We start from the raw sequence: 12,740 nt of genomic DNA, 5'->3' as shown, positions 1-12,740 counted from the left end.
GCACAGAAATATCAAATACATTTACCTTGCTTACGGGTGTATCTTTTAATAGTCCTGACAATAAAAGACCAGACATTCTGAAGATATAAAATTTAACATAAAAAAAAAGCTTCCTCCCAAAATGTTTGGAAGAAAGCCTTTATATTCTAAAATGGAACACTGACTAGTTTGTTTTTCCGTCCATTTTATCTTTAAGCGCTTGTAAAGCATCATTAGCATCCCCTAAAGTAGGTTTCGCTTCTGCTGCCGCACTCGCTGCTTTTTTAACAGCTGCTTTTACGTTAGCTACTTCTTCAGCTTTAAAAATTGCTGTATGAGAGGCTACTACACGTTTAAACTCTTTATTGAATTCAATGATTTTAAATTCTGCAGTATCCCCCTTTTTAAGTTTACTTCCATCTTCTTTTTCAAGATGACGAGCAGGAACAAAAGCAACAATATCCTCATTAAATTCAACTGTAGCACCTTTGTCTACAATTTCAGAGATTTCAGCACTATGAACACTTTCTAAAGCGAATTCTGTTTCATATGCATCCCATGGATTTGTAGTGGTTTGTTTGTGTCCTAAACTTAGTTTACGACCTTCAACATCCAATTCTAATACGACAACGTCCAATTTATCTCCAACAGCGCAGAACTCACTTGGATGCTTGATTTTCTTAGTCCAAGATAAATCTGAAATGTAAATCAATCCATCAATACCTTCTTCTAATTCTACAAAAACACCAAAGTTTGTAAAGTTACGCACAATACCTACATGCTTAGAACCTACAGGATATTTACCTGTAATATCTGTCCATGGGTCTGGAGTAATTTGTTTGATACCAAGAGACATTTTACGGTCTTCTCTATCTAATGTTAAGATAACAGCATCTACCTCATCGCCTACAGATACGAAATCTTGAGCAGAACGCAAATGGGTTGACCAAGACATTTCTGACACGTGGATCAATCCTTCTACACCATCTGCAACTTCAATAAATGCACCATAATCTGCAATAACCACTACTTTCCCTTTTACTTTATCACCAACTTTTACAGTATCGGCTAAAGCTTCCCAAGGATGTTTAGAAAGTTGTTTAAGACCTAATTGGATTCTTGATTTATCTTCATCAAAATCAAGGATTACCACGTTAAGTTTTTGATCTAGTTCAACAATCTCATTTGGATGGTTGATACGAGACCAAGAAAGATCTGTAATATGGATTAAACCATCTACGCCACCAAGATCGATAAACACACCGTAAGATGTAATGTTTTTCACAACACCTTCTAGTACTTGACCTTTTTCTAATTGACCAATGATTTCTTTCTTTTGCTCTTCAATATCAGCTTCAATTAAAGCTTTATGGGATACGACTACGTTTTTGAATTCGTGGTTGATTTTAACCACTTTAAATTCCATAGTTTTATTTACATATTGATCGTAATCTCTAATTGGCTTCACGTCAATTTGAGATCCTGGTAAGAATGCCTCGATACCGAAAACATCTACAATCATACCACCTTTAGTTCTGCACTTAACAAAACCATTAACGATTTCACCTGTATCATGAGCCGCATTAACACGATCCCATGCTTTGATAACACGTGCTTTTCTGTGAGATAATACCAATTGACCAGTAGCGTCTTCACGAACATCAATCAATACTTCTACTTTATCACCTACTGATAAGTTTGGATTGTAACGAAATTCGTTTAAAGAAATAACACCTTCTGATTTTGCGTTGATGTCAATAATAGCATCACGATCCGTAATGTGTATTACTGTTCCTTCAACAACCTCATCATCTAAAGTGTCTACGAAGTTTTCTGCTACTAATTTTTCAAATTCTTTAAGTTGTTGATCATCAACCTCATCAATACCTTCTTCGTAATTGTGCCAGTTGAATTCTTTTAAGAATTTTTCAGGATTTGCTTTCGCTTCAGATACTACTGGAGCTTCTGATTTTTTTGCTTCTGTTGCTTCTTCTGAGACCTCAGGATTAGCTTGTTTTGCTTGTTCAGCCATGTAATGTAATTGTGTAATGTAATACGTTTTCGATGTTTTAGAAAATAGAGTTACATTAGGGTTTTGTATTCTGCATGTTTTCGGAAGATTTAAGCGATGCACACACAGAAGTGTTATGTTTATTTTCGTTTTGTTCCTTCTATCTTTCCATCAATTCGCTAAAAGGAGTGCAAAGCTACGTATTATTGATATAATTACCTAAAAATGAATAATTAAATTCATTTTTTATACAAAAAAGCTCCTACAGTGGCAGCAATAAAGCCAAAGTTATAAAAATCTATTCATTTGTTCGTAAAGTACGATTCTTATAAAGCGCTCCCCCACCTTACATGAGCGATTTAACACGTATTTTGATAAACACCCAAAATAAGAAAGACCTCTTTAAGATTAAGGAGGTCTTTCTTTTAAATAAAATGACTTAAATTAAACTGTTTTTATATCTTTTACATTTTTTCAAGCTGGTATTGATATTCTCCAAATACACCACCTATGCGATCAATATCTACATAAATAACACAAGGCTTACAATCATTTCCTCCGCAAATAGGAGTAAATACTATTTTATGTGTGCCATAGGTATTAAACGTATAATTTGTCGTTTTCCCATTTCCAGATAAAATAGTGCCATTAGGATCTATCACTTCCCATTTATAATTAACATCACAATCTTTTGGAGCACATTGGTAATTGGGAGCGGTAAACGCATAATTCATGGCGTGTTTTAGTTTTATTTTATTTCCACAATCCACTTTTTTTCCAAATACTGGTGGAACGGTTATTTTCAATCTAGGGTCTCTAGGAATTTCCTTAATATACCCTATAACTGAAACACTTTTTGTTAACCAATCCCCACAGTCGCAAACCTCTTGTGGCTTACAACATTCAATTATAAAAGGTGTGCTTTTGCCAATACATAGTTTCTCTGCGTCTTCAACAATCAAAGACCAGGTTCTTGGTGGATCACAAGGAAACGATGCTGGTATAGTATAAGTAAAGTTTCCAGTATTCGCTATTCCTGTTGCTAAAACAGAATGTATTGTTCCATTTGTATGGTCGTATAACGAAACATTAACCTGTCCTGATGGTGTTGTACCTCCCCAGTTCAAATCAATAGTATCTCCAACACAATACTGTCTTGTCTCTAAAGGCTTAACATCAATATCACAAGGTTCTGGAGCAGTTGGTTGATCACTCGTGTAGCAAATTATTTTTTCACATACATTGCAGTTTGCATCCTTCACCCGTACTTTTATACAGAATGATACCACCATATCACAGCAATCGATATCTAACATTAACGGTGCAACAACATCTAAATTTACATGCGCATTATCTAAAATTGAAGGCGACCCTGGCAACCATGTTAGACTGTGCGAGTTATTATCACCTGAATTTAACAATAAGGTTTCCAGTGCGGTTGTTGACGTTGAAAGGGTTCCAAAAACCCCTAAATCGCTAGGCTTACAATCTTCATTAGAATACGACACATGATAATCTATCATAGAAATCTCTACTTCTTGAATAGGCACACTACCTCCTTCGATATTAACATTAAAGCTACCATTGTTTTCATGAATAGAAGCCTCAAAACCGTCAATATCGCAACATTCGGTTCCCGTAACACAAGCTGCCGGCGCCTCTTCACTACCGTAGTTGGCATTTAATTCCACTCCCGAAGTGGTCATTTCTGCTGTTACAGAAACACTTTGATTACAACAGCTTCCTCCTCCAGATTTAACCACGGGTATCGTAATTGTAAAGTCGTTTCCTGGAAAAACTTGAGCTGCAGGATCAATAGTAATTACCATATTACCAGAGGTGGTATACGCAATACTGTTGTTTGTAGCGTCTTTTATTTGTATTTGTCCATTTAAAGACACGCATTCGGGTAACATATCCGTAATCACAATATGATCTAAAGGTACACTACCATTATTTGAAACAGTTATGTTATAATTAAAGGATTGACCGTTTTCAACAATTTCTGTATCGGCCGTTTTGTTAACACCCAAAATACCCACTTGATCAATACTATAATTTACCGTACTCGTATGGGTTCCAGAACCTGTTGTGCTTGGTATACTAGCCCCATTTGTTTTTGTACCATGTAATTGTGGCAAAACTTTAGCTTTAAATTTAATAATTAAAAAGTTTGATTTATTATAATCACAAACCCCAGGCATACTGGTAATATTCCAGAATGGATTTTGTAAATCAGTAGTATTAGCGGTAACCGGAAATGAGGGTGATACAGCTGCTCCTAATGAAGGGTTACAATGGTTTGCAAAACCTCTGTTTTTGTCACCATAATATTCATAAGCGATTGAACCTGGTAAAATTTGCAAGTTTTGATTAGGCATTCCTAAAGCATCGGTTACTGTTGTTGTTAAGTCGGCAGCTCCCGAATTCCCAATCATAACACTAAATTCTACAACATCTCCAATTTGATAAATAGGCGGATCAATGGCACTTGGCGGATTCAAAATACACTTTTTAATAGAGCCTCTAGCCTCTGGTACACTAACATTAAAACTAACCGTATCGGAGTCGTTTTGAATGGTCGTATCTATTTCAGGACAAGTTATTCCCGGACAAGATGCTTGTGGATCATTACCGCTCCCACCACTACTGCTTGCTCCGCTAGCTTGATAAATAACACTTGCTGAATTGGAAATGGCCGTGCCCGCTGTTACACCTGAATCTACCTGAAACTCAATCCAAATATATGCGTTTTTACCAGGCTCCAAAACGAATGATGAAGGTGCTGTAAAGGTGTATGGAACATTTAAGTATGGTGGTATCGTTGGTGCCGATGTCCATCCACTTGGTAAACTTATTCCTGTAATCGTTATTCCTGGAATGTTTAAATTATCGGTAATTGAAATATTCGTCCAAGGCACATTACCATTATTGCTTATACTTATTGCATATTTTCCAGAACATCCTGGTGGCAAATTAAAATAAGGATGCGTACTATAATACCCATTGTTATCATACACCCTCTTAACAAAGGATAAACTAGAGTTTGGAGATATTAACGGATCCGAATCGGCTGTTATAGTCCCCTCCATGGTGCCACAACTCCCATCTCCCAAAGTGAAATTATAATTTGCGGTATTCGTAATTACAGATCCTTCTGGCGCACAATTTTCTAATGTAACAAATTTGGGATAAGAAGCATTGTTAGACGCTGAATAATTTACCGTATGCACTGCTCCACTTATAACAGGTACCGACGGCACTTCTGTAATGGTTCCCGATAGCTTATAAGTTCCAAGTCCGGATCCATTTGGGTTATTATGGTTCACCCTTATAATCCAATTCGAAGTTCCACAGGTTAAGTCTCCACTAACATATTGTTTGGTAATCGACCAGTAATTATCAGCCCTAGCAATAACATTTACCGTCGTTTTACAGGTGGTTATAACACCTTCACAATCTAATGTTACTGTAACTTCAAAAGTTCCAACAGTTCCGTTACACGTTACATAATTAGGAAACTTATAAAACACATTAAAATTTTGCCCATCATTCCCCTTTAATTCGGGTGTTGCCGCATTTTGATGGGTTCCTCCACCCATATCTGTAAAAGGTACAGCTCCCGAGCTTTGAAAAACTAAATTTGCGGAAGCGGAAACACTTACCGTTTTAACACAGCTCACATCGTAGCTTCCTGGCAAAGTAATATTTAATGCAATATTATCACCTGTTAAAGCTTCTGACGGCACAGAAACAGTCACATTGTCGCCATTTAAATTACAGGTACTCGTATTTGGCGTAGTGTTTAATGCTATTTGCGAGTACGTAAAAGACGTTGCTAATAGAAACAAGAGCAACACATACGTTTTAAATCTATATATTTTATTTTTCATGATTGTAGGTTTATTGATTATTGAAGTTAAAGCAATGTGTAAACACACATGATTTACAATTACTCTCGTCATAAAACACTTTAACTTTTACACATACTGTGTAATCCATAGCGCAGCAGCTTGAATCGAATCCAGATATCGGACCAGGCAGACCTACGGTTAGGTTTACAGGAATACCACCTGTTAATGGTGCCGTGCTTGTATATTTTACAGCTTTTGTAGCATTATTGTTAGAACTCGGATTACCAGATACTGTTTCGTTAAGCAGCTGTAATGCCGTAGAACCGTTAATACTTGTACCAGGCATTAAGATAACACCAGATTCCTCTACACTGCCAACACCTTCTGAGCATGCTGATGGCGCAGATGTGTATGAATAAGATTGTATTTGAAATTCAATACCATAAATAGGCACATTAGCATTTAGCTCTCCATTAAAGTTGAACTGGTTTCCACTAGTTCCATTTAATTCAATATTGAAATTATCAAACGACAGTTCAATATCCTCACATTCATTACAAAAACAATCCGGCAATTCATCAAAGTTATTGCTTACTCCTGGCTGGCACAATACTGGACTAGGGTCTAAATCATCACCTTGCAATCCAAAACCGATAGCCGTTACACTAGGCGGTACCGTAACTTCAAAGCAATAACTAACTGTGGAGCTGGAAGCACCTATTTGAGTAACCAATGTAGGATTCGGACTTGTCAAAGTATAACTTAAACTTGCATAAGACTGATCATAGACCGATAATCCTGAACTGATGTCCGCAAAAGTTAAATCGCCAGAAGTACTTGAATATGTAGAATCGAAACAAATTTTATACTTTCTATCATTACCTTCATAACCAAGGCACTCTATGGTCTCATTCGATATGGCAAAATCAATTTCACAGCTGGTAAATGTAAAAAACATAACATTTGAAGTTGTTCCCGTAGTCGTTTCGGTAACTTTCCAACGATACTGCCCCGCACTTACCTTCGTGTCTTTAAAAACTTGCATTGCCGCTAAAGATGTTTTTGAGGTATGTTCCACATACATCCGTTTCGACGTTTGGTTACGTCCTATCTTAGTAAGTTCTATAATATATTGAGGGTTTTTTATATCCCGCCCAAGAAGCTTCCAAGTAAAGTTTTTTAATTCTGAGGCGTCATTAAAAACACTATTGTTTTTAGGTAGAACAGCAATGAGTTCCTCTTGTTGGACCTTCTCTTTTTTTAATGGATTCGTAAATACAATAGACCCAGAATTAAGGGGAACTGTAATTTTAGAGTCTAAATCATTCGCTTTTAAACTAGGTCTTTCTCCTGCTGAAGCCTTTCCTATATGGTAAGTCAATCCTACGCCATAATTAAGCGTTTGCAACTTTGTTTTTGTTGTTGATGTTTCATAATCTATTTGTCCAAATTGCAGTTCAGCAAATTCATTTCTGTCTATAACCCCATCTTGGTTAAAATCAAAATTCCTAATATCTGTACTACTGCGCTCCATAGTAATATGCTCTGAAAAAGAAGATAAATAGTTTGCTGTTATGTAAAGATTAAGCCTAGGAATAATGTTATAGCCAAACTTGACGCCCGCAGTGTAGAATCCTGATTGAGACGTTTCCTTTGCATCATAATTAAAAACAGCAATAGCCTCTGCAGGAGTTCCTGAAACAGCCTCCTCTCTAAAAACAAAATCCCCTTTTAAACGCGTGGGTTTTACAGACAAGACACCTGCTCTAGCAAAAGCAACGGCCTCAAACTTATTAAAGCCCATTTTATAACTAGGACCAATACCGTAATAGCTCGTTTTCCATTTTTCAGAAGTCACTTGTATCGGATAACCTGTTTCATCTAAAGAAGACTTGAGTTTATTTTCCGTTGGGTTGGAAAGCTGTCCCAAGGACAACCCTACCCCTATTTTAGAAAAATAATAGGATCCAGATAATTCATAAAAATTACCTTGATCTGCAAAAACATCATCACTAAATGAAGCTGTGGGTGATGCGATACCTGTTTGCACACCAATGTCAAACAGACTGGGATTTTTTTGTTTAATTTCATTCAGTTTTTTTTGTGCGTACCCCATAGTTATACACACACAAAAAATAAACGTAGTTAGTTTTTTCATAATGTCATTATTTCGATTATTAATAATAGCTACACCACCAACGTGGCAATGTTTATATTACTACATCAAAAGAAATAATGAATTGTTACCCTTTTTTAGATTTTTAAAAAAGGATTTTTAAAAAAAACGTGGTATTCAACTGATTTACAGGACATAAAAAAACAACATCAAAAGAGTTTAATGTGAAATAAGAGATGCTATTTTAAAAGAAAACCTACTTAACGTTTGTAAGTGTTATGTTTACCAAATGTAGAATTTTATCAAATTGTTCTTTCAAACTCATATTAGAATTATCAATTTCGATGGCGTCATCGGCCTTCATTAATGGAGAATCCTCTCGATTGGAATCTATATAATCCCGTTCTTGAACATTTTTTAAAACAGCTTCATAAGCTACCCGGTCCCCTCTTTCTAAAAGTTCGTCATAACGTCTTTTTGCACGTGTTTCTGCGGAAGCGGTCATGAATAGTTTTAGCTCTGCATCAGGAAATACTACTGTACCTATATCCCTACCATCCATTACGACACCTTTTTCTGCACCCAACTTTTGCTGTTGCTCCACCAGTTTTTGCCGAACTTCGGAAATAGCGGCCACTTTACTTACAAAACTAGATACGTCCAGACTTCTAATTTCGGTTTCAACATTCAAATCATTCAAATAGACCTCGGCAAAACCTACATCTTCATTAAATACAAAATGCACCCTAATATTGGGAAGTTGCTTAATAAGACTAGCCACATCAAACGCTTTGGTAGAAATAAGCTTTTTTTGCATAGCGTAAAACGTTACTGCTCGATACATGGCACCCGTGTCCACATACACATAGCCTAAATGTTTCGCTAATTGTTTAGCAACTGTACTTTTTCCCGTAGACGAAAAACCGTCTATAGCAATGGTGATTTTGGTCATGTTTTAAATCTAAAAAATATATGTACAAAATTAAGGCCTTTCGCTTAAAAAACTCCAGCCATTTCAATAGGGTTTTTGTTATTGTAAATCAATTTGCAAACCAAAAAAATTAGCATTGGCCGCACTGGTATATTTGGCATGCGCATAGCTAAATCGCATCTTGTTTAATTTTATTGAAAAACCGGCCGAAAGCCCTGAAAAATTCCGTTGATCCAAAATACGCAAGGCTTCGCCTCTTCTAAAATTATAAGCCAGTCTAATATTAAACCCCGTTTCTGGAAATAATTCTGCACCAATAATAGTATGTCGCATAACCTGCCCTAATACCCCCACTTTTTCCTCAGTTTGATTTCCACTTAAATCACTTGTAGCTCTTGCTGGATTTGACGTACTAATGGGCCATTTTTGTAAATTTTCAAATGTTAAATGCCAGCGAATAGGCACATTTTCCAAACTTTGAGACAGCCCTAAATCTACTTCAAAAGGCAACGACTCCCGTTGTCCTGCATACGTGGTAATTTGCGTTCCAAAATTCCTTACAACTAAAGCTACGTGAAAATCATTTACTGTGTCAATATAAAGCAGTCCCAAGTCTACAGCAGTACCAAAAGAGCTGTATTGTTCTAATTTGGAAGTGACCAGTTTTAAATTCCCTCCAAAATAAAAATCAGAATACCCTATTTGTAAGGCATACCCCAACGACAATGCTGTTTCACTCCCTGTAAAGCTTCCTGTGGCATTACCTATTTCATCATAACCGTCGAAACTACCATAATTAATATAAGTTACACCACCATGAAGGGTTTGCGTTCGTCTATCCAAAGTATACGCATAAGCCGCAGAACCATAACTGATACCGCCCAAATAACTGGTATAATTAACAGCCAGTTGGTTATCCATATCCACATTTATAGTTGCTGGATTATACAACGCTTGTGTAACATCGTAATCTACATTAGTAAGTACTTTACCGCCCAATGCTGCTTGACGTGGCGATGAAATTAAGTTTAAGAATTGATATGTAGATTCTCCCCCAATTTGCGCACTGGCAAAGCTGCTTGTAACTAAGCTAAAAAGAATGATAATTTTCCTAACCATATTTAAGTGCGCAAAGTAACTAAATCTATCTTAAAACGGTAACATGCCTCTTTTATTTTAATCAAAAAAAATCTTAAGTCCTACGCCTGCTATAAAAAACAGATAAACCTATACCAATTGGCGCAAGCCTCTCCTTCTATAGGTACATTATAAACTATACAGGAACCCAAACTATTTTAAACGGACATTACGACCTCAATAAACATTTATAAAATAGAGTAAAACGAAAAAAAACCTCGAAATATTTCGAGGTTTGTTTGTTAAAAAGTTTTTGGGTTTTTCACTTTTTCATCTGTAAGCGCCAATTTTATAACGTCACTCATATCGGTTACATAGTGAAAAGTTAAACCCTTCAGATAGTCTGGTTTAATTTCCTCTATATCACGCCTATTATCTTCACAAAGTAAAATCTCTTTAATTCTTGCTCGTTTTGCTGCGAGAATTTTTTCTTTTATACCGCCAACTGGTAACACTTTTCCACGAAGTGTAATCTCACCCGTCATAGCCAATCTTTTCTTTACTTTTCGTTGGGTGAACAAAGACACCAAAGAAGTTAGCATGGTAACACCAGCACTTGGCCCATCTTTTGGCGTTGCACCTTCTGGTACATGAATATGCACGTTATATTTATCGAAAACCTCGGTATCAATACCGTATTCGTCGGCATTAGATTTAATATACTCCATGGCAATGGTTGCCGATTCTTTCATTACTTTACCTAAGTTACCCGTTATGGAAAGCGTTCCTTTTCCTTTAGATAAAATGGATTCAATAAATAAAATATCACCACCAACGCTGGTCCAAGCTAGTCCCGTAACCACACCAGCTACATTATTGTTTTCGTATTTATCGCGTTCTAATTTAGGACCACCCAAAACTTCGACAATATCTTCATTGGAAATTTTAATAGTGTAAGCTTCTTCCATCGCGATATTTTTGGCAGCATAACGCACCATTTTCGCTATCTGTTTTTCCAACCCACGCACACCAGATTCACGTGTATAACCTTCTACAATTTTTTCCAATTGCGCTTTACCGATTTTTAAATGCTTATCGGTTAAACCGTGTTCTTTTAATTGTTTTGGCAACAGGTGTCTTTTTGCTATTTCAACCTTTTCTTCAATCGTATAGCCTGTAACATTGATAATTTCCATTCTATCTCTTAATGCTGGCTGAATGGTAGACAGGCTGTTGGAGGTTGCAATAAACATAACTTTAGAAAGATCGTAACCCATTTCTAAAAAATTATCATAGAACTCACTGTTTTGCTCTGGATCCAATACTTCTAACATTGCGGAAGACGGGTCGCCTTGATGTGAATTTGACAATTTGTCAATTTCATCTAGCACAAAAACGGGGTTTGATGTTCCTGCTTTTTTCAAACTTTGGATAATACGTCCAGGCATGGCCCCAATATAAGTTTTACGGTGTCCACGAATTTCTGCTTCATCGCGCAACCCCCCTAAAGAAATACGTACATATTCTCTACCCAATGCTTCTGCAATAGATTTCCCTAAAGAGGTTTTACCAACCCCAGGAGGGCCGTACAAACATAAAATAGGCGACTTCATATCGTTGCGCAGTTTCAACACTGCCAAATATTCAATAATACGACGCTTCACATCTTCTAATCCAAAATGATCGCGATCCAGAATTCTCATGGCACGTTTTAAATCGAATTTATCCTTACTAAATTTATTCCAAGGCAAATCCAAAAACAGCTCCAAATAATTTCTTTGAATGGAATATTCTGCCACTTGCGGATTCATACGCTGCATTTTTGCTATTTCTTTTTCAAAATGCTTCGCTACAGTTTCGCTCCAGCGTTTCTTGCTGGCCTTTTGTTTCATTTCCTCTATCTCCTCATCATGGCTTACACCACCCAATTCTTCTTGAATGGTTTTCATTTGCTGATGTAAAAAATATTCACGCTGTTGCTGGCTCATGTCCATTTGAACCTTAGATTGGATATCATTTTTAAGCTCCAGCTTCTGAAACTCCAAATTCATATACTTAAGCGTTGCTAAAGCACGATTTTTAAGATCATCCATTTCTAAAAGCGACTGTTTTTCAGCCACAGAAAGATTCATATTAGACGATACGAAATTTATCAAAAAGGAATTGCTTTCAATATTTTTGATGGCAAATGAGGCTTCACTTGGGATATTCGGACTTTCTTTAATTATCTCCAAAGCCAAATCCTTAATAGATTCTATAATTGCTGAAAATTCTTTGTTTTTTAAAGCAGGCCTAGCTTCAGGAATCTCCCTTACCGTAGCGGTCATATATGGATCTTCGGTAAGCACCTCTGCAACCCGAAATCGCTTTTTCCCCTGAATGATAACGGTTACGTTTCCATCTGGCATTTTAAGCACACGCAATATACGGGCAACTGTACCTGTTTCGTGAATTTCTTTAGCAGAAGGGTTTTCCACAGACTCGTCTTTTTGCGCCACTACCCCAATCACCTTACTGCCTTTATTGGCATCATTAATTAGTTTAATGGACTTATCTCTACCAGCAGTAATAGGGATAACCACACCTGGAAAAAGCACCGTATTTCTTAAAGACAAAATAGGTAGCGTTTCAGGCAGCTCTTCATTGTTTATTTCTTCTTCATCTTCGGGAGTCATTAAAGGGATTAGTTCTGAGTTTTCATCAAATTCCTGTAATGACAAACTGTCAAGAGTCATAAAATTAGATTTCTTCATATATGTATTTAGGTCAATG

At 36.6% G+C, this 12,740-nt stretch carries 6 protein-coding genes; all 6 read right to left on the bottom strand.

Translation table 11 applies throughout. The annotated features are described in order from the left end of the window. Positions 1-163: 163 nt before the first annotated feature. Entirely contained in the window at positions 164-2,011 is a 1,848-nt protein-coding gene (rpsA, locus tag ACFFU9_RS07390; protein ID WP_379860756.1) for a 30S ribosomal protein S1, read from the bottom strand. A 443-nt stretch (positions 2,012-2,454) separates the two neighbouring features. Further along, a complete protein-coding gene (locus ACFFU9_RS07385) occupies positions 2,455-5,883 on the bottom strand; it encodes a hypothetical protein (protein WP_379860755.1) in 3,429 nt (1,142 codons plus the stop codon). Positions 5,884-5,893: 10 nt separating this feature from the next. Beyond that, on the bottom strand, positions 5,894-8,002 hold the full coding sequence (locus ACFFU9_RS07380; RefSeq protein WP_379860754.1) for a hypothetical protein: 2,109 nt from the start codon (positions 8,000-8,002) through the stop codon (positions 5,894-5,896). Positions 8,003-8,216: 214 nt separating this feature from the next. Beyond that, positions 8,217-8,912, bottom strand: coding sequence for a (d)CMP kinase (gene cmk / locus ACFFU9_RS07375; RefSeq protein ID WP_379860753.1), 696 nt, complete (start codon positions 8,910-8,912; stop codon positions 8,217-8,219). 78 nt (positions 8,913-8,990) lie between these two features. Next, positions 8,991-10,010 carry a type IX secretion system protein PorQ gene (gene porQ / locus ACFFU9_RS07370; protein WP_379860752.1) on the bottom strand — a complete coding sequence of 340 codons (1,020 nt, stop codon included), beginning with the start codon at positions 10,008-10,010 and terminating at the stop codon, positions 8,991-8,993. A gap of 260 nt (positions 10,011-10,270) precedes the next feature. Continuing rightward, entirely contained in the window at positions 10,271-12,721 is a 2,451-nt protein-coding gene (gene lon / locus ACFFU9_RS07365) for an endopeptidase La (protein WP_379860751.1), read from the bottom strand. Between the last annotated feature and the right edge of the window lie 19 nt (positions 12,722-12,740).

The sequence above is a fragment of the Mariniflexile ostreae genome (assembly GCF_042427585.1).
Classification (GTDB): domain Bacteria; phylum Bacteroidota; class Bacteroidia; order Flavobacteriales; family Flavobacteriaceae; genus Pseudalgibacter; species Pseudalgibacter ostreae.
Note: the sequence above shows the minus strand (reverse complement) of the source record. Positions and strands in the feature narration are given on the sequence as shown.

What these genes read in the sequence shown, in the direction of transcription:
- porQ (WP_379860752.1), bottom strand. Translation starts at nt 10,010, where the DNA reads ATGGTTAGGAAAATTATCATTCTTTTTAGCTTAGTTACAAGCAGCTTT.
- lon (WP_379860751.1), bottom strand. Translation starts at nt 12,721, where the DNA reads ATGAAGAAATCTAATTTTATGACTCTTGACAGTTTGTCATTACAGGAA.
- rpsA (WP_379860756.1), bottom strand. Translation starts at nt 2,011, where the DNA reads ATGGCTGAACAAGCAAAACAAGCTAATCCTGAGGTCTCAGAAGAAGCA.
- ACFFU9_RS07380 (WP_379860754.1), bottom strand. Translation starts at nt 8,002, where the DNA reads ATGAAAAAACTAACTACGTTTATTTTTTGTGTGTGTATAACTATGGGG.
- cmk (WP_379860753.1), bottom strand. Translation starts at nt 8,912, where the DNA reads ATGACCAAAATCACCATTGCTATAGACGGTTTTTCGTCTACGGGAAAA.
- ACFFU9_RS07385 (WP_379860755.1), bottom strand. Translation starts at nt 5,883, where the DNA reads ATGAAAAATAAAATATATAGATTTAAAACGTATGTGTTGCTCTTGTTT.